General features: G+C 63.4%; 21 protein-coding genes. 11 read left to right on the top strand and 10 right to left on the bottom strand.

Annotation, left to right across the window (positions count from 1 at the left end):
- The first annotated feature begins 98 nt into the window (after positions 1–98).
- Positions 99–1676, top strand: a complete 1578-nt coding sequence (locus ACM9HJ_RS03295) for an FAD-binding oxidoreductase (RefSeq protein ID WP_416570253.1) — start codon at positions 99–101, stop codon at positions 1674–1676.
- A gap of 41 nt (positions 1677–1717) precedes the next feature.
- Here the strand turns inward: ACM9HJ_RS03295 and ACM9HJ_RS03290 are convergent, their stop codons facing one another.
- From ACM9HJ_RS03290 to ACM9HJ_RS03270, 5 genes are all read right to left on the bottom strand, one after another.
- Positions 1718–2839 carry a zinc-binding dehydrogenase gene (locus ACM9HJ_RS03290; RefSeq protein WP_416570252.1) on the bottom strand — a complete coding sequence of 374 codons (1122 nt, stop codon included), beginning with the start codon at positions 2837–2839 and terminating at the stop codon, positions 1718–1720.
- Positions 2840–2913: 74 nt separating this feature from the next.
- Positions 2914–4278: an FAD-dependent oxidoreductase gene (locus ACM9HJ_RS03285; RefSeq protein ID WP_416570251.1), complete on the bottom strand. Its 1365-nt coding sequence runs from the start codon at positions 4276–4278 to the stop codon at positions 2914–2916.
- 13 nt (positions 4279–4291) lie between these two features.
- The gene (locus ACM9HJ_RS03280; protein ID WP_416570250.1) at positions 4292–4807 is read right to left on the bottom strand and encodes a hypothetical protein; all 516 of its coding nucleotides are present in this window, start codon (positions 4805–4807) and stop codon (positions 4292–4294) included.
- A gap of 27 nt (positions 4808–4834) precedes the next feature.
- Positions 4835–5845, bottom strand: a complete 1011-nt coding sequence (locus ACM9HJ_RS03275) for a zinc-binding dehydrogenase (RefSeq protein WP_416570249.1) — start codon at positions 5843–5845, stop codon at positions 4835–4837.
- On the bottom strand, positions 5842–7455 hold the full coding sequence (locus tag ACM9HJ_RS03270) for an FAD-binding oxidoreductase (RefSeq protein WP_416570248.1): 1614 nt from the start codon (positions 7453–7455) through the stop codon (positions 5842–5844). Before ACM9HJ_RS03270 ends, ACM9HJ_RS03275 begins: the two co-directional genes overlap by 4 nt.
- A 181-nt stretch (positions 7456–7636) precedes the next feature.
- Here ACM9HJ_RS03270 and leuC point away from each other — a divergent pair, with 181 nt between their 5' ends.
- From leuC to ACM9HJ_RS03250, 4 genes are all read left to right on the top strand, one after another.
- Complete coding sequence (gene leuC / locus ACM9HJ_RS03265) at positions 7637–9046, top strand: 3-isopropylmalate dehydratase large subunit (protein ID WP_416570247.1); 1410 nt, start codon at positions 7637–7639, stop codon at positions 9044–9046.
- A 3-nt stretch (positions 9047–9049) separates the two neighbouring features.
- Positions 9050–9655: a 3-isopropylmalate dehydratase small subunit gene (gene leuD / locus ACM9HJ_RS03260; protein ID WP_416570246.1), complete on the top strand. Its 606-nt coding sequence runs from the start codon at positions 9050–9052 to the stop codon at positions 9653–9655.
- Between the two features lie 268 nt (positions 9656–9923).
- Positions 9924–10784 (top strand): isocitrate lyase/PEP mutase family protein, encoded by an 861-nt coding sequence (locus ACM9HJ_RS03255; protein WP_416570245.1) that lies wholly within the window; start codon positions 9924–9926, stop codon positions 10782–10784.
- A gap of 101 nt (positions 10785–10885) precedes the next feature.
- The gene (locus ACM9HJ_RS03250) at positions 10886–11680 is read left to right on the top strand and encodes a helix-turn-helix domain-containing protein (RefSeq protein WP_416570244.1); all 795 of its coding nucleotides are present in this window, start codon (positions 10886–10888) and stop codon (positions 11678–11680) included.
- A 9-nt stretch (positions 11681–11689) separates the two neighbouring features.
- Here the strand turns inward: ACM9HJ_RS03250 and ACM9HJ_RS03245 are convergent, their stop codons facing one another.
- From ACM9HJ_RS03245 to ACM9HJ_RS03235, 3 genes are read right to left on the bottom strand one after another with little or no spacing between them, the layout of a single operon-like run.
- Positions 11690–11974: a BrnA antitoxin family protein gene (locus ACM9HJ_RS03245; RefSeq protein ID WP_416570243.1), complete on the bottom strand. Its 285-nt coding sequence runs from the start codon at positions 11972–11974 to the stop codon at positions 11690–11692.
- The gene (locus tag ACM9HJ_RS03240) at positions 11949–12227 is read right to left on the bottom strand and encodes a BrnT family toxin (protein ID WP_416570242.1); all 279 of its coding nucleotides are present in this window, start codon (positions 12225–12227) and stop codon (positions 11949–11951) included. Before ACM9HJ_RS03240 ends, ACM9HJ_RS03245 begins: the two co-directional genes overlap by 26 nt.
- A 45-nt stretch (positions 12228–12272) precedes the next feature.
- On the bottom strand, positions 12273–13496 hold the full coding sequence (locus ACM9HJ_RS03235; protein WP_416570241.1) for a serine hydrolase domain-containing protein: 1224 nt from the start codon (positions 13494–13496) through the stop codon (positions 12273–12275).
- Positions 13497–13802: 306 nt separating this feature from the next.
- Between ACM9HJ_RS03235 and ACM9HJ_RS03230 the strand changes: the two genes are divergently transcribed.
- Genes ACM9HJ_RS03230 through ACM9HJ_RS03215 form a run of 4 tightly spaced genes read left to right on the top strand, consistent with a single transcriptional unit; the run spans position 13803 to position 17141 of the window.
- A complete protein-coding gene (locus ACM9HJ_RS03230) occupies positions 13803–14216 on the top strand; it encodes a c-type cytochrome (RefSeq protein WP_416570240.1) in 414 nt (137 codons plus the stop codon).
- Positions 14217–14246: 30 nt separating this feature from the next.
- A complete protein-coding gene (locus tag ACM9HJ_RS03225) occupies positions 14247–15443 on the top strand; it encodes an FAD-dependent oxidoreductase (RefSeq protein ID WP_416570239.1) in 1197 nt (398 codons plus the stop codon).
- A 31-nt stretch (positions 15444–15474) separates the two neighbouring features.
- Entirely contained in the window at positions 15475–16233 is a 759-nt protein-coding gene (locus tag ACM9HJ_RS03220) for a hypothetical protein (RefSeq protein WP_416570238.1), read from the top strand.
- Positions 16233–17141, top strand: a complete 909-nt coding sequence (locus ACM9HJ_RS03215) for a hypothetical protein (protein ID WP_416570237.1) — start codon at positions 16233–16235, stop codon at positions 17139–17141. Before ACM9HJ_RS03220 ends, ACM9HJ_RS03215 begins: the two co-directional genes overlap by 1 nt.
- Positions 17142–17249: 108 nt before the next feature.
- Here ACM9HJ_RS03215 and ACM9HJ_RS03210 read toward each other — a convergent pair whose 3' ends face one another.
- Positions 17250–18986, bottom strand: coding sequence for an AIPR family protein (locus ACM9HJ_RS03210; RefSeq protein WP_416570236.1), 1737 nt, complete (start codon positions 18984–18986; stop codon positions 17250–17252).
- Between the two features lie 325 nt (positions 18987–19311).
- Here ACM9HJ_RS03210 and ACM9HJ_RS03205 point away from each other — a divergent pair, with 325 nt between their 5' ends.
- On the top strand, positions 19312–19569 hold the full coding sequence (locus ACM9HJ_RS03205; RefSeq protein WP_416570235.1) for a type II toxin-antitoxin system Phd/YefM family antitoxin: 258 nt from the start codon (positions 19312–19314) through the stop codon (positions 19567–19569).
- Positions 19569–19994: a type II toxin-antitoxin system VapC family toxin gene (locus ACM9HJ_RS03200; protein WP_416570234.1), complete on the top strand. Its 426-nt coding sequence runs from the start codon at positions 19569–19571 to the stop codon at positions 19992–19994. Before ACM9HJ_RS03205 ends, ACM9HJ_RS03200 begins: the two co-directional genes overlap by 1 nt.
- Before the next feature lie 344 nt (positions 19995–20338).
- Here the strand turns inward: ACM9HJ_RS03200 and ACM9HJ_RS03195 are convergent, their stop codons facing one another.
- Entirely contained in the window at positions 20339–22546 is a 2208-nt protein-coding gene (locus ACM9HJ_RS03195; RefSeq protein WP_416570233.1) for a TonB-dependent receptor, read from the bottom strand.
- Positions 22547–22583 lie beyond the last annotated feature (37 nt).

Genomic DNA, 22583 nt, shown 5'->3' with positions numbered 1-22583 from the left:
CTGTCCGCCCTCCGGACAGGCGGGCGGACCCACGCATCCCAAAGCGAACAGTCCTGGCACTCTGACGCCAACACCATCCTCGTCAGGGAAGCCACATCATGCCGGATATCGCCGCCACCGCCGACCTTCTGCCGCAGCTTCGCGGCCTGCTGGGCGATGGCGCCGTGCTGACCGATGCCGACAATCTGGCGTTCCACAGCCAGGATGTGCATTCGGTCGGCGCGCCCTTGCTGGCCGTCATCCGCCCGGCCACGCGCGAGGCGCTGCGCGAGGCGCTGAAGCTGCTGCACCGGGCCGGCATCGCGACCCTGCCGCGCGGCGGCGGCATGTCCTATTCCAACGGCTATCTCTCCGCCAAGCCCGGTGCGGTGCTGGTGGATACCGGCGCGCTGGACCGGGTCGTGGAAATCAATGCGGGCGACATGTATGTCGTGGCGGAGGCCGGTGTCACCTGGGCGGCCCTGGATGCGGCACTCGCCCCCCTGGGCCTGCGCACCGCCTTCTGGGGTCCGTTCTCCGGCATCCGCGCGACCGTGGGCGGCACCATGTCGCAGAACGCCGTCACCTATGGCACCGGAATCTATGGCACCGCCGTGGACAGTCTGCTGGGGTTGGAGGTGGCCTTGGCCGACGGAGCCCTCCTGCGCACCGGTTCCTGGGCGCAGGAGGGCTCCGTGCCCTTCTTCCGCCATTACGGCCCGGACCTGACCGGCCTGTTCGGGGGCGACGCTGGCGCCTTCGGCATCAAGACCGCCGTCGCCTTGCGCCTGGTCCGTCGCCGGCCGATCAATACCGGCATCTCCTTCGGCTTTCAGAATTTCGACCAGCTGCTTGGTGCGATGTCCGCCGTGGCGCGCGAAGGCGTGGCGTCGGAGGCGTTCGGCCTGGACCCGTTCCTGCAGAAGCAGCGCCTGGGCATGGGCGATCTGAAATCCGACCTGAAGATGTTGCTGGCCGTGGGGCGGGCGGGCCGGGGCCCCATCGAATCCCTGCTCCAGATGGCCAGGATCGTCATTGCCGGGCGCGGCTTCCTGGACGGGATCAATTATTCCGCCCATTACACGATCGACGCCTTCGACAAGGATGAGGAGCGGTCGATGCTGCGCCGCATCCGCGCGGCGGCCGGCCCCTTCGGCAAGGAGATCGAGAACTCCATGCCCACCCTGGTGCGCGCCTACCCGTTCCCGCCGCTCAACCACATTCTGGGGCCGAAGGGGGAACGCTGGGTGCCCGTCCACGGGATCCTGCCCTTCAGCCGCGTCGCCGGGTTCCGCGCCGATCTGGAGAAGCTGTATGAGAACCACGCGGCGGCGATGGCACAGCACCGGATCCTGGCCGCCGCCATGTTCTCCACCATCGCCACCACCGGCTTCCTCTATGAACTGGCCTTCTATTGGGAGGATGAGCGGGCGGCGTTCCATGACCGCATCCTGGAACCGTCCGCCGCCGACAGCCTGCCCCGCTATCCGGCCAATCCGGAGGGGGCAGCCCTGATGGGGCAGTTGAAGAAGGAATGTGTGGCGCTCTACGCCAAGCATGGCGCCGCGCACCTGCAGGTGGGGCGTCTCTATCCGGTGACCGAAGCGATGAACCCGGCGGCGAAGGACCTGCTGGGTGCCGTCAAGGCGCGGCTGGACGGGCAGGTGACGATGAACCCCGGCGCCATGGGGCTGTAGACACCAACAAAAAGAGGGCCCGCGAGAGGCCCTCTTTTCAATTACGGCAGCACCACCTGCCGGATCACCCGCCCGGCGGCCAGCTCATCCATCAGCCGGTTGATCTCCGACAGCGGCGCCGTCCCCGAGAGCAGCCGATGCACAGGCAGTCGGCCCGCCCGCCACAGGCCGATATAGCGGGGCACGTCGCGCGACGGGATGGAGGAGCCCATATAGCTGCCCATCAGCACCTTGCCTTCCGCCACCAGCGACACGGCCGGGAAGCTCAGCATTTCCGCCGGGTTGGGCAGGCCGACGGTGACCGTACGTCCACCCCGGCGGGTGGATTTGTAGGCGGCGACCAGCACGGCGGCCTTGCCCGCCGTCTCGATGGCCACATCGGCCCCGCCACCGGTCAGATCGGCGATGGCCTGCGCCGCGTCGGCCGGCGCCACGGCGGCGGCGGCCCCCAGTTCCAGGGCCAGGCGGCGCTTTTCCTCGATCGGATCGACGGCGATGACCGGGTTCGCCCCGGCGGCCACGGCGCCCAGCAGCGACGACAGGCCAACACCGCCGAGGCCATAGACGATGACGCTCTCACCCGGCTTCACAGCGGCCGTGTTCATCACCGCCCCCACGCCGGTCAGCACCGCGCAGCCGAACAGGGCCGCGATCTCCGGCGCGATGTCGGACGGGATCTTCACGGCGGAACGCTGGTCCACCACGGCATGGGTGGCAAACGCCGACACACCCAGATGATGGTTGACCTCCTTGCCCGGCAGCTCCATCAGGCGCCGCCCGCCGCGCAGCAGGCGGCCCTCGCCATTGGCCGTTGCCCCCGGCTGGCACAGGTAACCCTCGCCGGCACCACAGCAGGCGCATTGCCCGCACGCCGGCAGGAAGGCCAGGACGATGCGGTCGCCGGGTTTGAACTCGCTGGAAGGGTCACCGGCTTCGATCACCGTGGCGGCGGCCTCGTGCCCCAGGGCCATGGGCATGGGGCGGGGACGGTCGCCATTGATCACCGACAGGTCGGAATGGCACAGGCCGGCCGCGTCGATCTTCACCAGCAACTCGCCGGGCTTGGGCGGCGCCAGCTCCACCTCCGCCAGGCGGAGCGGCCGGCTGTCGGCATAGGGGCCGGGCAGACCAATCTGGTCCAGGATGGCGGCGGTGATACGCATGGTGAAGTTTCCCCTTGTTCACTTTCTTGGTGGTCACGGGCGATCATGCCAAGGGACTATCCAATTCCAAAACATCAAGTTGGGAATGAGCCCAGTGCCATCCGGGCCGCCGCCATTCCCGCCAGCCTTCCCAGCGTCACGGCACCGCAGATGCCCATGGCCGGCAGATAGCCCCAGCAGGACGGGCCGGACACCGACCGCGCGGCCCCGCCGCAGGCGAACAGGTTGGGCAGCGGCCGGCCGCCGGCATCCAGAACCCGCCCGTCGCCATCGGTGCGCAACCCCCCCTGGGTGTGATAGATGGCGCCGCGCAGCCGCAAGGCGCGCAAGGGCGCCAGCGGCGGGGCATCGGCCCAGACCCGGCCCTGACTGTCCGGCCGGCCTTCGCGATAGGCCGCCCAGGCATCGGCCAGCGTGGCGTCCAGCCGGCCGGCATCCGCCCCGATACTGTCCGCCCCCTTGGCGGCGTTCAGCTCGCGCAGCTGCATGCTTTCCTGGATATGGGCGCAGGCCTGCTCGATCCGTTCATCGAAGATCACCCAGGCGCGGCCGTCCGGCTGGGCCAGGACGGGATGGATGATGGCGGAGATGTCCGCCGTTTCATCCGCGAACCGGTCGCCATGGGCATTGACCAGCAATCCGCCTTCCAGGATGAAGCCCGGCGGCAGGGTGATGCCCTGCGGGTCGGTCAGCATGCCATAGCCCTGATAGGCGCCCATATCGGCCAGACCGCCGCCGATGCCGGCGCCCAGCCGAATACCCAGCCCGTCGCTGCCCTCATGCCCATGGTAATGGGCGCCGCGCGCGTCGGGGATATGGGTGTGGACCATGTCGTGATTGCCGGCGAAACCGCCGGTGGCCAGGATAGCCGTGTCGCAGCCGATGGCATCACGCCCGCCATCGGGCCGTTCGATCACCACGCCCTGCACGCGGCCATCGGGTCCGGTGACCAGTTCGACCAGCCGGGCACGATAAAGGATATCGACGCCCGTTTCCTCCAGGCGCCGATGAAGAAACTGGAGCGTGTCCCCGCCGCTGCGGCCGGGCCAGCCATGGACGCGCAGCCGCGTATGCCCGAAGGACGGCTTGAACCGCGTATCCAGCGTATAGGGAAGGCCATGCGCCGCCACCAGCCAGTCCAGCGCCGGGCCGGACCCATGGGCGATGGCGCGGGCCAGCACCGGATCGGTCCGCCCCCTGGTCTTTTCCATGATATCGGCGAACAGCTGCTCGCCATCATCATCGATCCCAAGGCTTCTCTGCGCCGCTGTGCCGGCGGCGCAGAGAAGTCCCTGGGACATCGAGGTCGTGCCGAAGGGCGTGGCGTCCTGCTCCAGCAGCAGAACGTCCACCCCGGCATCGCGGGCGGCCAGGGCGGCGACGGCACCGGCCGCACCGCCCCCGGCGACAATCACCGGTATGGCGTAATCGAATGCCACGGCACGCCTGATATCAATTATTCGGAGCGGAATTGCTGGTGAAGTTCTTCCAGTCGCTGGTGACGAAAATCTCGTCGATCAGCGTGCGCTGGAAGCACTTGCCACCCTTGTACCAATGCCAAGTGCGCGACCGGAACTTGCCGCAATCGGACAGCTGGATCATTTCGTAAAGATACAGGTCGTCGTCGCCCTTGCGGGTCCAGTGCAGGCAGGTGGAACGGTCGAAATCGTCCGGCTTCATGGCGGCGGCCCAACCCTTGATCAGGTCGTTGTCCCACCAGATGCGGCCATCGGCATAGGAGGCGGGGAAATCGCGCACCTCGGTCTTGCCGTCTTCCCAGAAATAATGGTTGGTCTGGTGATACGGATACTCACCATCCTCCTTCAGGCGGCAGATCAGGCGCGAGCGATGCTGATCGATCAGCTTGCCGGTTTCCGCGCTGTAATAACGGTACCAGCCTTCCCACACGCCTTCGTTCCGGGCAAGCAGGGGCATGTTCTGGCGCAGTTCGGCGACATTGTTGCTCATGTCTAAAGTTCCCTTGTTTTTGAGACGTTAGGGGCGCAGGTCGACGACGACCTTGCCCATTGACCGGCCTGACAGGAGATGTTCGACGGCATCCGGCACATTCATCAGGCCGCGATGGCCACGCGCGTCGAACGTGACGCTGATCTTGCCTTGCGCGTGCAAATTGAACAGCCGCTGGCGGGCTTCTGGCCACAGGTCGGTCAAAAGCCCGTTCATGAAGCCGCGCACCGACGCGCCCTTGTAATAGAGTTTGTTGGAAATGCGCGGTGCGGTGACGATTTCCGGCTTGCCGTCCAGGTCCTGGGCGGCACCGGCCACGACCACGCGGCCCAGCGGGGCGACATTGTCCAGGAAGGCATCGAAGATCGGGCCGCTGACCGTGTCGATGGCCAGATTGATGGCGTTGGGAAACTCCGCCGCCAGCACCTTTCCCACATCCTCGCGCCGGTAATCGATCACACGGGTCGCACCCAGCGCGCGGACGAAGGCGCCCTTCTCCTCCCCACCGCAGACGGCGATGACGCGGGCCCCGCGCAGCTTGGCCAGTTGCACCAGCAGATGCCCCAGCCCGCCGGCGGCGGCCGATATGGCGACCGTTTCCCCATCCTTCAGCCCGCCGACATGTTCCAGGGCCAGCAGGGCCGAAACCCCCGTCGATGCCAGGGCCAGATAGTCGCGGTCGGCACTGGGCGTGCGGATGAACTGCGATGCCGGCGCAATGTTCGCCTCGCGATAGCCGCCGGTGAAACGGTTGGTGACGGCGGCATCGCCGGGGCGGAAATCCGTCACCCCGTCGCCCACCGCCTCGACGACGCCGATGGCCTCCACCCCCGTCCAGGTGGGCAGGGGGATGCGGATATAATCCACGGCGTTGCGGGCGATCTGGGTATCGAAGATGCCGTTGACGCCACACCAATGGTTGCGCACGCGGATCTCGCCGGGGCCGGGTGCTGCCAGCGGCAGATCGACCGCCTCCACGGCGTCGCGGAAACTCCGGGCGAAGCGGGTCAGGCGCAGGGCCTTGTATGTCGCGGTCATTTTGCATCCTTGGTGAAGCCCAGCACACCCGGATTCAGCAGGCGGGCGGGGTCCACGGCGTCCTTCAGCGCGTCCAGCAGGGTGCGGCTGGCCTCGTCGCGGCTCTCGCGATAGGGATAGGAGCGGCCAACCTGGAAATGGCTGCAACCGAAGCGCTTGAAGGTGGCGATCAGGCGTTTGCGCGCCACCACCACCACCGCCGTCGCCTCCGGATTGTCCGCATGTTCGGGCAGGCGGGCCATATGCACGGGCTCCAGCGCCTGATGATGCACGGGCAGGCGCTTTTCCGGCCAATAGATCACCGGTTCCAGGATCAGCGCATTGGTCGACATCGAGGTGAACAGGTAACCGGTCTTGATGTCGTGCTTGGCGAACTGCTCGGCCAGACCGGCGAACACCTCTTCCAAGGCCGCGTAAAGGGCCGGCGCCTTGGACAGGGCGATCTGGCCGTGGATGGGAATCCAGCGCTCGCCCGCCGGCCCCAACGCGCTGTTGAGCGGGGGGAAGGGCAGGGCGCGTATGACCTTGGCGATGGTGTTCGCCACCTCCTGGCCATTATGCGCCGCCGCGATGCGCCGGGCCGTGGCCATGTCATGGGCCACACCCTCGGCCGACCGTCCCTCGGCATTCAGATGCAGGGGGAAACTGTCCAGGCTGATGAAGCTGCGGCCGGCCTTGGCCACGCGCACCGCCTCCCACAGCCCGCGCAGCGGGTTCTTCTGGCGGGTGACGACGGCGCCCAGCGCCTTGACGTCGCTGGTCATGGAGGCACGCTGCATGCGCACCCGCGTCAGGCCGGGATCGAAGGCGCACATTTCCGCCGCCACCCCGGCCCGCGCCAGGGCGGCCATGGCCCGCATCAGGTCACCGCCGGTGGAGAATTCGAAACTGGCATAATCCTCATATTTCGGCGTCTGGATCAGGCGCAGGGTGATGTGTGCCTTCACGCCGAAGGCACCGCAATCACCGCAGAACAGACCGGTCAGGTCCGGCCCGAAATGGCGATAGAAGGGGCTTTCCCCATCTTCTCCCCGCGCCCCGGTGCGCAGGATCGATCCATCGCCCAGCACCATGGTCATCGCCACCACGCTTTCGCTGGAGGTGCCGTGATGGCCCGCACCCAGCATGGCGTTCAATTGCGAGATGCCGCCGCCGATGGTGCTGATCAGGCCCGACATCGGCCCGAAGAACGGCGTGCGCAACCCATGCGGCTCCAGCGCCTTGTTCAGGTCGATCCAGGTGCAGCCGGCCTCCACCGTCACCACCATGTCGTCGGGGCGCAGGTCGATGATCCGGTTCATCCGCCGCATGTCCAGCGACACGGTGCCCGAAACGGTGGGGATATAGCCGCTGGTATAGCTCATGCCGGCACCACGCGGCGCCACCGGCACCTTGCGCTCATGCAGCAGCTTCATGACGCGCGACAGCTGGTCCAGATTGTCCGGCGCCACGATCAGGGTGACGGGTTCGGCACTTTCCGACCAGACGTCACCACTGTGCAGGCGACGGGCGGCCGCATCGTCGGTGACGCCATCAGGGCCAGTGATGGCGGCCAGGGCCGCCTTCAGCCCGCTGCCCGTCTCGTCCAAGCGTGAAGCACCGTCCGGCATCGCCCTGTTCCCATCTGCTGACTGGTTATGCCGCGCAGCCTATCGGCCCCCGTCGGCAGCGGCGCGGCTGGCCCGAGTCATTGTCCGCAAGGCGGTCACGGGCGGGCGGGCGCATGGCGTGGCGCCAAGCGGCATGGTGTGGTCCGGCCAGGATAGGCTTGAGAGATCGGGGACAGGGGCCATGGCGGCGACCCTTTATGACAAGCTGTGGGACAGCCATGTGGTGGCCGATGAGGGCGGGGGCATCAGCCTGCTCTATATCGACCGCGCCATGCTGCATGAGGTCAGCAGCCCGCAGGCCTTCGCCGGCCTGCGGGAAAAGGGGCTGCCCGTGCGCAATCCCGGCGCCCATCTGGCCGTCACCGACCATTCGGTGCCCACTCGCCATCGCGACCGGCCCATCGCCGATCGCCAAGCCCGCGCCCAGGTGGAATTATTGGCGAAGAACGCCAGGGATTTCGGGATCGATATGATCGGCCTGGACGATCCGCGACAGGGGATCGTGCATGTTACGGGGCCGGAACAAGGTTTCACCCTGCCGGGCCTGACCCTGGTCTGCGGCGACAGCCACACGGCCACCCATGGCGCCTTCGGCACGCTCGCCTTCGGTATCGGGTCGGGCGAATGCGAAAGCGTGATGGCCACCCAGACCCTGCGCATGACCCGCGCCAAGACCCTGCGCGTCAATGTGCTGGGCGACCCGCCACCGGGTGTGGGGGCCAAGGATATCATCCTGGCCGTGGTGGGCAGGCTGGGCAGCAACGGCGCCATCGGCCACGCCATCGAATATGCCGGCCCCGCAGTGCGGGCCTTGTCGATGGAGGGCCGCATGACGCTCTGCAACATGAGCATCGAGGCCGGGTCCCGCACCGGCCTGGTCGCCCCCGATGAGGTGACCTTTGCCTGGCTGAAGGGCCGCCCCCTGGCACCGCAAGGGGCGGATTGGGACGCGGCTATCGCCTATTGGCGCACTTTGCCGACCGATGAAGGTGCGGCCTTCGACCGGGAAATCGATATCGACGTGACGCGGCTGGTCCCGCAGGTCAGCTGGGGCACCAGTCCCGATCAGGTGGCCGATATCACCGGCCATGTCCCAGACCCCGCCGAAACGTCGGATGCCGAAGCAGCGGCCAAGATGGTGAAGGCGTTGTCCTATATGGGCCTGACGCCGGGCATGGCGCTGCGCGACATCCCCATCACCCATGCCTTCATCGGATCCTGCACCAATGGAAGGATCGAGGATTTGCGCATCGCCGCGCGCGTCCTGCGAGGCCGGCGCGTGGCCGATGGTGTGCAGGCCCTGGCCGTGCCCGGATCGCACGACGTGAAGCGCCAGGCGGAGGCGGAGGGGCTGGACGCCGTCTTCCGCGCTGCCGGCTTTGAATGGCGAGAACCGGGCTGTTCGCTGTGCGTGGCGATGAATGATGACCGGCTGCCCCCCGGCGGGCGCTGCGCCAGCACATCGAACCGCAATTTCGAAGGCCGCCAGGGCCAGGGGGCCCGCACCCATCTGATGGGGCCGGCCATGGCAGCGGCATCGGCTGTGGCCGGCCATATCGCCGATCCGCGCGATTATCTGGGGGAGGCCTGATCCATGCAGCCCTTCATCCGCCTTTCAGCCGTCGCCGCCCCGCTGGTCGAGGCCGATATCGACACCGACATCATCTATCCCGCCCGCTTCCTGACCATCACGGAAAAGAAGGGGCTGGGCCGCTACGCCTTCCATGACCGCCGTTTCGACGGGCAGGGGCGGGAGGTGGCGGATTTCGTGCTGAACCGCGATCCCTGGCGAAATGCCGGCATCCTGGTCGCCGGCCCCAATTTCGGCTGCGGGTCGAGCCGTGAACAGGCGCCCTGGGCCATCCTGGACCAGGGCATCACCTGCATCATCGCCCCCAGCTTCGGGGAGATTTTTCGGGGCAATTGCTATCGCAACGGCATGCTGCCGATCATTGTCGATGCCGCTACCCACGCGCTGCTGCTGGCCGACGCCCAGGCCGGCGCCATTCTGCATGTGGACCTGGAAGCACAGACCCTGACCCGGCCCGACGGCTCCACCATCACCATCGATATCGATCCCAAGAAGCGCGATGCGCTGCTGAATGGCTGGGACGAGGTGATGACCATCCTCAACACGCGCGGCGACGCCATCGACCGGTACGAGGCCGAGCGGCGGCAGCGCTTCCCGTGGCTTGTCTAGTAGGAATTTTGGGAACCAGCTTTCAATAAGCATCCCCGCGAAAGTCCGGGCTGTGAGGGTTCCTGCCATCTCCACCGTCACCCCGGCGAAGGCCGGGGCCCAGGTCGTAGAGCGAGGCGCTTGTCACTTGGGCCCCGGCCTTCGCCGGGGTGACGGTGGATTGAGTGGCAGCGGTGGTGCCCAAGAGTTTCGCGGAAGGAGGCTATGAAAAGCGGCTATCCCCCATTTTTCAACGGAATCTAACCCAACCCTCCAGCAGAGGAAAATCATGGCCAACCCCATCCTGCGCCAGAAGCTGGCCGCCCGCCAGTTCGTCACCGCCCCCGGCATCCAGGACATGATCGGTGCCGTCATCGCTAACAAGGTCGGTTTCGACGTCGTCTATGGCAGCGGCTATTGGACGGTCGCGTCGGCCTATGGCCTGCCCGATGCCGGCATCGCGTCGGTGACGCAGATGGTGGATCGCATGGCCACGCTGGTGCGTACTTCCAACGCGGCCGTCATCGCCGATGCCGATACCGGCTTCGGCGGGCTGCTGAACGTGCATCACACGGTCCAGTCCTATGAGCAGGCCGGCATCACCGCCATCCAGATCGAGGATCAGGAATTCCCCAAGAAGTGCGGCCACACGCCGGGCAAGCGCGTCATCCCGGCAACCGAGATGGCCGACAAGATCCGTGTGGCCGTGGAGGCGCGTCGGGATGAGAACTTTCTGATCATCGCCCGCACCGATGCGCGGCAGAGCGAGGGGCTGGATGGCGTGCTGCACCGGATGAAGCTCTATGCCGAAGCCGGCGCGGACATCCTGTTCCCCGAGGCGCTGACCAGCGACGAGGAAGCCCGCACCGTTACCGCCGCGCTGGACAAGCCGATGATGGCCAACATGGCCGATGGCGGCCTGACCCCCATCCGCGACGCCAAGACCCTGGAAGGGCTGGGCTATGCGCTCTCCATCTTCCCGGCCATGACCAGCCTGGCGGCGGCGGCCGCCATGGAATCCGCTTTGCTGAATCTGAAGCAGACGGGCACCAGCCTGTCGCCCGACATCCCCTTGTTCAACTTCAAGGAATTCTGCTCCCTGATCGGGTTCGAAGAGGTTTGGGCGTTTGATAAGAAGTGGGCGCGGTAATCCACCCCTGTCCGGCAGGCGGATAGCGAACTATCCGCCCTGCGACCGGCACCCCTTAATCAAGGCACCATCCACCTGTCACAAACGGGGAGGGGTGGGGAATGGAGAAGGGGGTGCCGATCCGGGCCATCACGCGGGCGATCGCGGCCTTGAAGGCCATCAATCGCCAGGGCTCGCTGACCATGATGGAAATCGCCCGCCAGGCGGAGGTGCCCTATCCCACCGCCTGCCGTCTGGTGCAGACCCTGGTCTATGAAGGGCTGGTGGAGCAGGAACCGGACCGCAAACGCTACCGCCCCACAGCACTCGTCCAGTCGCTGGCCTATGGCTTCCAGGATGATGACCGGCTGGTGGAGATCGCCCGGCCCCACATCGTGTCGCTGACGCGGCGCATCGGCTGGCCCATCTCGATTGCTTCGCGTGTCGGCCGCAACATGATGCTGCGCGACAGCACCCACGCCAACACCGCCCTGACCTTCGAACGCTATTACCCCGGCTTCACCCTGCCGGTGCTGGACAGCGCGTCGGGCAAGCTGTCCATGGCCTATACGCCGGATGATGAGCGGGAGACCCTGCTGCGCTGGATGAAGGTGTCGCAGGAGGTGGACCCGGAATATCTGAAGGCCGCCCGCGCCGGCCTGAATGTCGAGCGCATCCGGACCCAGGGCTACGCCATGCAGGGCCGCAACCACCATAATCTGACGCCGGGCAAAACGGCATCCATCGCCGTGCCCATCTTCCTGGGCGACCATTTCAAGGCGGCGATGACCATGATCTTCTTCGCCACCGCCATGAAGGTGGACGCGGCCTTGGATCGTTATCTGGACGATCTGAAAGGCACCGCCGACACGATCAGTGCTGAACTGACCCAGGCGGCGGCGCAGAACCAGAAATAGGACGCGATATCAGAGCCCGATGGCCTTGCGCAGCGTATCGTTGAGCCGGGTCTGCCAACCGGTGCCGGATCGCTTGAAATGCTGAATAAGGTCGGGATCCAGCCGCAAAGTTACCTGCGCCTTGGTCGGCGCCTTCTGCGGACCCCGTCCGGGACGGCGTTGGAGAAGCTGTGCCGCCAGTTCCTCGCCCAGCAAGCCGGGCAGGGCCTTGGCTGCGGGCCGCATTTCCTGGAAATCCTGCGTCGTCAGTTCCCGAACTTCACCATCCTCATTCGTCAGCGGTTTTCTGGGCATGGTCCCTGATCTCCCTGCGGTTGGCCTTGCGCAGGCTGATAACGCGGATACCGCCGGCGATGGCCGTGAAGCACAGCACATGAAGGCGACTGTCGATGAACCCAACGGCGATGATCCGGGTTTCCGGATAATCGAACCGCTTATCCTCCGCATACAATGCCGTCGCGAAATCGAACGCCGCGGCAGCGCTGAAGGGCAGCCCGCGTTCGACCTCGTTTCTGGCGCTCTTGGCCGGATCGAATTCGATCTTCACAGGTTATTTGTAACTACAATTTGATGCCCAGTCAAACCCCCGCACTCACCGCTCCTGCGCCACCAGCGTCACCTTCTTCTTCAACCCGCCCAGCAGCAGGTTGGGCAGCCGGCTATTGTCCCAATCCACGCCCTTGGGCGGGTTCGGACCCAGGCGCAGCACGATCAGGCCGGCGGCCTGGGATATCTGGACCGTCTGGTTGCCATTGCCGTCGAACATGAACAGGTCCTTGTCCAGATAGGGCTGGCTGTGCAGCACCTGCGGCCCGGCCGCCCCCGGCGCGCCGAACCCGCGGCGTTCCTTGTACGGCCCCGCCACCCACAGGCCCAACCCGTAATGCGGGTTCTGCGCCGTGCCCGTTGCCATCTGCTTGACATAGCCCTTGGGCAGCAGCTGCTTGCCCCCCACGACGCCATCATCCAGCAGCAGCCGCGCCATCTGCAGCCAGGCCCGCGCCGGCAGCATCATGCAGCAGCCGGAATGGGCCAGCCCACCCGGCCGGTTGATCCACACCTCGCCCCCCGGCGCCCCCACCGGGATCAGCAGCTCAGTGCCCACGAATTCCGCATAGCGCCGGCCCGTCGCCCGCTCGATCACCAGCGCGATCAGTTCCGACGTGGCGTTGGAATAGCCATAGCGTTCGCCCGGCTTATGGGTGAACGGATAATCCTGGACGATGTACTTGTCATGATCGACCGCCAGATAGGCCAGGTTCCACGGGCTGGCCGGATCGGGGCTGAACCCCTGTTCCAGAAATCCGGTGCGCATGTCCAGCAGATGGCGGATCTGCATCGCCCCCTTCGGCGTGCCCTTCCATTCGGTGATGAAGTCCGACACGCTCTGGTCCAGCGACTTCACATGACCCATCTGGATGGCACGGCCGATGATCATGCCCGTCATCGGCTTGGACAGCGACTTGGACGCCAGCGGCGTATCCATATCGGTGCCGTTGAAATAGGCCTCATCCTGGATGCGGCCATCATGCCAGACAATGAAGGCCTGGGCCGCACTGTCGGCGGCATAGGCGCGCGCGGCGGCCAACGCTTCATCCTTGATGCTGATCTGGCCGGGACCGGCCACCGGCAGCACCGCCGCCTTACCCGCCACCTTCTCGCGCGGCTGATACAGCGCCTCCAGCGAACCGGTGCTGCCGCTCAGGATCGCCAGCCGCTCGCGATAGATCGTATCGGCATCCTGATCCGCCGCCAGGGCGGTCCCGGAACTGGTGATGGACAGAAGCATGGTCAACCAGATCGAAGCGCGCCGCATCCTCAGCTCATCCCCTTGTTCATTGTTCTATAAAGCAAAAAGACCGCGGAAACGGCAAAGCGGATCCGCGGTCAGTTTTCGGGAACTCTAGTGCTCGCGATGCGGGGAACCGCAAGTCGCATGGTGAGACTAAGTGCATCATTCACCGTCCGACAGGTGCGGCCGGTGATTTATCCACTGGGTGGCCAGATGGGGACGGCCATATCGACCGCCGATCCGGCGTGCCCCCAAATACCAGTATGCGGATCGCCGGTTTGATTGGGCAGGCCGCAAATATTCGAACCTTTGTATGGGGGCAGTTCGACCATGGTTCCTGTGGGCAGGCATTCCCGTCGCATCGCGGCGCGCGCCATCCTTCCCGCCGTCCTGGCCACGGTGATGGCGGCTTGCTTCCAGTCCGCCATGGCGCAAACCGCCCCCGACAAGGGCGAGCGTCTTTATCTGCGCTGCCGCACCTGTCACGAGGTGGCGGCGGGCAAGCCCAACAAGGTGGGCCCCAACCTGAACGGTTTCTGGGGGAAGCCTGCTGGGCATGTCGAGGGCTTCAAATATTCGCCGGCGCTGCGCGAAAGCGGCGTCGTCTGGGACGAGAAAACCCTGGATGTCTGGCTGACCCATCCGACCTCGCTGATCAAGGGCACGACCATGGCCTTCATCGGGCTTCCCGACAAGGCCGACCGCGACGCCCTGATCGCGTATCTGCGCCGGGCCACCAACTGACATCCCCCTGATAACGAGAAAGGTTCTCCCATGATCCGCACGCAGGTGGTGATCGCCGGCGCCGGGCCGGTCGGCACGGTCGCGGCCTATTATCTGGCGCGTCAGGGCATCGATGTGCTGCTGCTGGAGGCCGGGCCGGACTGCGCGCAGGATCTGCGCGCCTCCACCTTCCATCCGCCCACGCTGGAAATGCTGGACGAGCTGGAGATCACGCCCTTCCTGCTGGAAAAGGGCCTGAAGGCGCCGCTCTACCATTACCGCGACCGGCGTACGGGGGCCGTGGTGGAGTTCGACCTGGGGGAGCTTGAGGGCACCACCCGCTATCCCTACCGCCTGCAATGCGAGCAATACCATCTGGCCCGGGCGCTGGCGGAAAAGCTCGACGCCCATCCCAAGGCCGATATCCGCTTCAACAGCCGCCTGGTTTCGTTGAGCCAGGACGGCACCGGCGTCGATGTGGCGTTCGAGACGCCCTACGCCATCGAGAAGGTGCGCGCCGATTACGTGATCGGCGCCGATGGTGCCAATTCCGCCGTGCGCAAATGGCTGGGCGTCGGGTTCGAGGGCTTCACCTATCCCGAAAAGTTCCTGTGCCTGTCCACGGCAGAGCCGCTGGAGGATTACTTCCCCAATCTGGCGCATGTGAATTACGTCGCCGATCCCGAGGAATGGCTGGTGCTGCTGCGCGTGCCCTCGGTCTGGCGCATCCTGCTGCCGGCCACGGCCGACAGTTCCGATGCGCAGCTGGTGTCGGACGAGAACCGCGACCGCGTGTTCCAGCGCCTGATCGGCAAGACCGGCATCAAGACCTATCACCGTACCATCTACCGCATGCATCAGCGCGTGGCCGAAAGCTTCCGCCAGGGCCGCGCCTTCCTGGTGGGCGACAGCGCGCATCTGAACAATCCGCTGGGCGGCTTCGGCATGAATAGCGGCATCCATGATGCCTTCAACCTGTGCCGGCGTCTGGTCCCCATCATCAAGACCGGCCGCCCCGACGACGCCTCGCTGGACCAGTTCAGCCGCCAGCGCCGGGGTGCCGCGCGCAGCTTCGTCCAGGCCCAGACCATCCAGACCATGGAAATGATGAAGGAAGGCCAGGGCAGCGCCCAGGAAAAGCGCCGGGACGAGCTGCTTTCCATCCGCAACGACCCCGAACAGCGCCGCCAGTTCCTGCGTCGCCAGGCCATGTTCCAAAGCCTGGCCGACGCCGCGACGATCGACTGAATACCCTCCGATATCCAAGGGGACATGACCAATGCAGGATGAAGCCAAGGACAGCCGCGGCTGGCGTAAGGTATTCGGCGTGCTGGGCCCCAGCACCAACACCACGGTACAGCCCGATTTCGACGATATGCGCCCGGCCGGCGTGACCAACCATTACAGCCGCATCATCGTCTCCAACGCCCAGGCCATCAGCAACGAGACCTTCCTGGCCGGCACCCAGGCCATCGCCGACAACACGGTCGATGCCGTGAAGTCGGTGATGACCGCCGACCCGGACTATCTGGTCATGGGCATGTCGGCCATCACCTTCTATGGCGGGGCGGAGGGGGCGGCCAGGTTCCGCCGCCAGATCCGCGAGGTCAGCGGGCTCTACCTCTCCACCGGCTCGGAATCGCTGGCCGCCGCCATCGCCGCCTATGGCGGGGTGAAGAAGGTGGCCTTCGTCTCCCCCTATTACCCGGTGGCGAACGAGCATGTGCGCCATTTCCTGTCCGATTACGGGTATGAGACGGTGCGCGACGTGCCGCTGCAATGCCCCTCCTGGACCTCCATCGCCCGCGTCGGCACGCCCCGCCTGCGCGAGGTGCTGCGGCAGCTCGACGGCGACGATGTCGACGCCATCCTGCAGGTGGGCACCAACCTGTCGATGGTGAAGCTGGCGGCGGCCGCCGAGCTGTGGCTGGGCAAGCCCGTCATCGCCATCAACACCGCCACCTATTGGCACGCCCTGCGCGCCAACGGCATCCAGGACAAGGTCTACGGCTTCGGCCGCCTGCTGGAGGAATTCTGATGCTCAGCTATGATTACGTGCCGCTGCCCAAGCGCGGCCCCCTGCGCTGGCCCGAGGGCAAGAAGGTCGCGTTGATCCTGACCTTCAACCTGGAAACCTGGGACCTGACGAAGGACACGGACAAGCCCTATTATGCCGGCGGCCCGGCCATCCTGCCCGACGTGCTGCCCGGCGACACGCCGGACTTCCCCAACTACACCTGGCGCGAATATGGCCAGCGTGTGGGCATCTGGCGCCTCTATGACCTGTTCGACGAGCTGGGCGTGAAGGCCAGCTGCACCACCAACGCCGTCACCTTCGAACGCCGCAAGGCGATGGTCGATGCCTGTCTGGAGCGCGGCTGGGAACTGCTGGCCCATAATTATGAACAGGGCGAGCTGCTGACCAATTTCGCCAAGGACCCGGCCCGGGAGCGCGACATCATCCTGCGCTCTATCGAGATGTATGAGCGCCATGTCGGCCGCCGCCCCCTGGGCTGGCTCTCCTCCTCCCTGCGCGGCACGCTGAACACCGCCGGCATCCTGGCCGAACAGGGCTTCCTGTTCTATTGCGACCTGATGAATGACGACCAGCCCTATCCGATCCGCACCGACAAGGGCCCCCTGGTCTCCGTCCCCTATTCCAACGAAATCAACGACTTCACCCTCCTGACCCGCCGCAACCTGACCACCGATGCGTTCAGAGATACGCTGATCGAGGAATTGTCGGTGCTGCTGAAGGAAGGCGAGAAAACCGCCCGCCTGATGAATGTGGGGCTGCACCCGCATGTCACGGGGCGGGGATACCGTATCCGGGGGCTGCGGGAGTTTTTGGAATACGCGAAGGGGCTGGAGGGGGTGTGGTGGCCGACGCGGGAGGAGCTGGCGCGGTGGTATTTGGGGAATAGTGAGGGGCACATGCCGGGGTGAAGGGATGGCTATGATTTAGGACTGGTTAGACAGGAGCTGGATACTAATTAGATGCCCAGCTCCTGCCTTTAGAGAGCACAAAGAAAATTAGTGAAAGTGGTATGTAGGTTATACTTTTGGCTTCTTAACGTCATTCTCTTTAATTGCCAGCGCGCGAATTCCTTCTGTTAGCGTCTGAACCTTGACTGCATCCCGTTCAATTTGAAGATTTCGGCTGTTTGCCGCTCTACGTATGAGGTCTGCACAAATTTCAAATGCCTCCCTAGACCGGTCGGCATCTGCTAGCAAAGTGTTCAGTGGTTCACACCACGTGGAAATCTTTTTGTGCTCAAATCCAGGGAAGTCACTTTCTTCAAATCTATGACGGAATGCCGGCAAGAAATGGAACTTAAACGAGCGCAGATCAGAAGTATCTCCATGCCCACGGCGCAGAAGACTCTCAAACCGGTAGAATGTTAGTGCTGCCGTATAATAGGCTTCAGGCCTATGGCCAGCTTTAAACACGCTTTCGCCGACTTGCTTGAGCAGAGTTGCTTGATATCGCCCCGCCTGATGGGCGGCGTCCAAGAACATTGAAGCAAATGCTTTCAATTGGATGCCAATGGGTATGATACGAGTCCGTTCAACGTCGGCCCGGCTGGCATATTGCTTGGACCTACGTTCGTAGTAGAGGCGACGGTTATCAGGCATGCCGGAATAATAAATTTCCAAATCTCTCTGGAATTTAGTCAGCGCGAGTAAATCGTTTTCGTCAACGGGAGTTTGTCTATTGGTTGATTTAATTACTTCTTGTGCTATTTCTTCGTCATCAGTATATATCAATTTCAACGGAACATAAAGATTATCAGTTAGGCTTGCCCTATTCATGTATAAAACATGACTGGTTTGGCAGCCATTGACAATCTGATAATCGCGTACGGTAAACATCTGGCCAGTGATGGATAGGTCGCGAGCCACTATAGTAACCCCATTGTTACGCAATACGAACTGGTCTAGTAACCCACTTGTAAGTGTTGCTGATATTCCAGTGTTTACCGGATTTTCTCCCTGAAAATCTCGAACATTATCTATAAATACTGACTTTACAATATTATCATCCTCATCAATTATAAGCTTAACAAATTCAGACGCAGGTATGGCGCCCAAATATGCAGCCTTCACTTTATCTATTGAAGGTAATACTACGGTCCTATCGAAATTAATCTGCCTACTGATTGTATATTTTGTGTTTCTATAAAGTTGCTGTAAGCCTTGCGCTCCAACTGGCTGATACTTAACCTCTGAGAACATGCTTGTCCCATTAAGGTCGCTAACTTGCTTTTTTACTATTGTTTGCAAGTATTGGTCATTATTCCATATACCTGTTGTAACGTAATAAATTCGGCACTCCGGGTTTTTGCGAAAAGTAGCCGCACGGTTATAAATTTCATCTATAATCTTGATACGTTTTTTGAGCTCCAAGCTAATAGGAGGAGATGTCTGATGAGTAAATACCGCGTCTTTTAGGTTTTGCCCAAGAGAAAGCATTGCAGAACCATCGAAGTTCGCTGAACGCTTTGCTTGAACAAAAATAAATTCAGCTTCCAGATAGCCATTTAATTTTTGAATATCTTCAACTTCTTGTTCATCATCAATCAATCTACCATTAAGTATTATGCCGCAGCCGTCAATTCCAAGATCTGCGCCGCCGCCCAATACAACATCAGAAGTAGAGAATTCTTCTCCATAGCGTGAGGCGATAACGGAAAAAGCCGCAAAGTGCTCAAACTGCTTATCTTCTGGTAGGTCTTCTAGTTCATTTTGCTTCACGAATTCGGCAAGAAGAGCTTTGGTAATTGGGTCCACTTATTCCTCCAGCATGAATCTAAGGGAAACATCCTAATTATATTTAAACTTCAGAGGCGAGCGCAGGCCCTGCGTCAACCCTTCAGGCTATTGAAAACATAATCGCACCATTAATGCTAAATCAAGGAATTATCGTAGCATTTTCTTTCTTGTCCAGTTTGTAGCCGTAACCGTAGTTTCTCGCCACGACATCGATGTTTTCGTCCTAGGGAGATTCTCTAATGCCTCGAACGACACCAAGTTGAGCACAGCATAATCTCTATGTTCTTGGTATTCTCCTTATCTATGTAGTAACATCTCTACATCCTAAGCGGAGCCGCCCCCCATGCCCATCACGACCGTATCCAGCCGGGAGCTGAACCAGGATGTCGGCAAGGCCAAGCGGGCAGCAGAACACAATCCCGTGGTCATCACCGACCGGGGCAAGCCCGCCTTTGTGCTGCTGTCCTATGCCGAGTATCAGCGCCTGACCGGTGGCCAGGGGCGGAGCATCGTTGATGCCCTGTCCATGCCCGGCCTGTCCGATATCGAGTTCGATCCGCCCAAGGCCGGCATTCAGCTTCGGCCGGCGGATTTCTCCTGATGTATGTCCTGGACACCAACGTCATTTCCGAACTGCGCAAGGCCGGCGATGGTAGGGCGGACCCCAATGTGACGGCTTGGCTGTCCCGGTGCCGCGCCGACGATTTCTATCTTTCCGCCATCACCCTGATGGAACTGGAAATCGGCATCCTGCGCGCGGACAGGCGGGATGCCGCGCAAGCCGCCATCCTGCGCAAATGGGTGGAAACGGTCGTGCGGCCCGAATTCGCCAAACGCATCCTGCCGGTGGATGAGGCGGTGGCCCTGCGCTGTGCCCGGCTGCATGTTCCCGATCCCAGTGCCGAACGAGACGCCCTGATCGCGGCCACGGCCATGGTGCATGGCATGTCGGTGGTGACCCGGAACATCGCGGATTTCACCGCCACCGGCGTGTCCCTGGTGAACCCATGGACCCCTGAAGGCTGATCGGGAGGGCCACGGTCGGATGTGACTTCGGCGTCCGCTTGTGCTATAAGAACTCGTCAACACCACAGGTATGTCCATCATTCGGAGCAGGCCCACCGCCCACTCTGAAACGCATCGCATTTTGTGTTTCACAATGTTGCACAGAACCGCCCGCATTCGGAGCGGCCACCATGGCACCTCCGAAACACACCCCTTAACAGTGTTGCACGATGTTTCACATCGCCCCACCATTCGGAGCAGCAGCCCAACCCACTCCGAACGCCCCCAACCCCAACCAATAAAAAATCCCCCTCCCCACAGCGCGGGAAGGGGGCAGGTCATCCATGTCTCCCGGACACGAAGCCTCAGAACTTGTACCCCGCCGTCAGCGTCCACATCCTCGGCTCGGCGATCGCCACCGCCGCGTTGCTGGGCGCCGTCGTGAAATATTCCTCGTTCGTCAGGTTCTTGCCCGCCAGCGTCAGGCTCCAGCTGTCATTGTCGGAGACCAGGGCCACCGAGGCGTTGACCAGACCCACCGTCTCCGTCTTCACCAGATTGGCGACGGTGGAATAGTAATCGTCCTGATACTGGTACGACGCCGACAGGCGCACACGGGCCGCGTCCTGCCAGAAAGCCGGCGTCTCATAGGAGAAGCCCGTCTGCAGGTTCCAGGGCGAGACCAAAGGCAGGTGCTTGGCACCGGCCGTGGCGCTGTCCGACAGGGGGTTCTTGGATGTGTATTTGTCGTCCATCAGGCCCAGATTGGCGAACAGGTCCAGCCCCTCCGCCGCTTTCAAGGTCAGTTCCAGCTCCGCCCCGGTGACCCGCGCATTGCCGATATTGCGGATGGCGTAGGAACCGGCGGCCACCTGTTCGGTCTGCTGCAAATCCTTCAGGTCGTTGCGATAGACGGACAGGTTGGTGCGCAGCCGGCCGTCCAGCATGGTGGCCTTCACGCCGCCCTCATAGGCCCAGACCGTCTGCGGGTCATAGACGGTGCCGAACACCACGGGGCTGGCCACGGCCAGGCCGTTGAAGCCGCCGGCCTTGAAGCCCTTGGAGACGGTGGCATAGGCGAAGACATCGTCACTCAGCTTGTAATCCACGCCGGCCTTGGGCGACCAGGAACTGAAGCTGGGTTCCCGCTGCACGGGCACCAGCACGATGGCCGGGCCGGGGGCGAAAGGCAGATAGTTCTGGATGCTGCCATCCAGCTTCTTCTTGTCCTTGGTATAGCGCAGGCCGCCGGTGACGGACAGGCGCTCATCCACCTGATATGTCGCCTGGACGAAGGCGGCATAGCTGTCGGTGGTGCTGTCGATGGTCTGCGGCAGCACCGGCATGGAGAATCCGGGGCCAAGGACCAGCACGTCCTTCAGCACCTGCAGGCTTTCCTCACGGAAATAATAAAGCCCGGTGATCCAGTTCAGCTTGCCGTCGAACCCGTCGCCCTGGAACTGGATCTCCTGGCTGTACTGGTCGGTCTCGCTCTGGCCATCGCGGACCAGACCGTTGGGGCGGAAGCTGCCATCGGCGTTGCGGATGCCGCCCGACAGGTCGAACACGAACCCGTCATCGGTGCCGACAAAGGCGGAGATCGACCGCACCGTCACGTCGCCCCATTCGGCCGTAATGTCCAGTGACACCGCCGTCTGGTCGGTATAGCCGTCGGGATCGGCCGTGGACTGGCTGACGAAGCGCGATCCGGCACGCGGGATGGCATCCTTCAACGACACGGCATTGGCGGCCAGCGTCGGGTAGGTGCCGGGCCAGGAGACAGGGATCAGGTTGGCCGGACCGTCATTGCGGTCCTGGGTGCGGGTCACCGACAGGGTGGCCTTCAACCCTTCGCGGCCATAGAAATGCAGCTTGCCGCGCAGGGCCAGGTTCTCCTGCCCGAACACATCCTTATCCAGCGCCTCGTTATGAACATAGCCGTCCTGATCCCGGTACAGGACGGAGAAGGAGGCGCCCAGGGCGTCCTCGATCAGGTCGCCACCCCAGGAGGCCGAGGCGCGGTATTCATTGTAGGAGCCGATGCCGGCCTGCATTTCGGCCCATTCATCCTCGCCCGGTGTGCGGGTCACCACCTTGATGGCGCCGGAGAAGGAATTGCGGCCATAGAGCGTGCCCTGCGGCCCGCGCAGCACCTCGATCCGCTGGATATCGGCCAGCTCCAGGTTGGACCCGGCCAGACGGCCGCGATAGACATCGTCGACATAGAAGGCGACGGCGGATTCCGACGTCACCAGACCGCCCGACTGTTCCGACCCACCGCGCAAACCCACCTGCAGGGTGGAGCGGCTGGCGGTGACCGGCAGCAGGGTCAGGCCGGGCACGATGGATGACAGGTCCTCGGCACTGCCGACCTGCTGGTCGGCCAGGGCGTCTGCGGTCAGGGCGGTGACGGCCACCGGGGTGACCTGCAAGGATTGCTCACGGCGCTGGGCGGTGACGATGATCTCCTCGATCATCAGCGTCTCCCCCGCACCCTGGGCCAGGGCGGGAAGGGCGGTGCTGCCGGCCAGGAGGGAGGCGAGCAGAAGGGTACGGCGGTTATAGCCGGGCATTTCAGAATTCCTTGATCGATGGGGTGTGAAATACCGG

Source organism: Niveispirillum sp. KHB5.9 (assembly GCF_048066115.1).
In the GTDB taxonomy this organism is placed as follows: domain Bacteria; phylum Pseudomonadota; class Alphaproteobacteria; order Azospirillales; family Azospirillaceae; genus Niveispirillum.
Note: the sequence above shows the minus strand (reverse complement) of the source record. Positions and strands in the feature narration are given on the sequence as shown.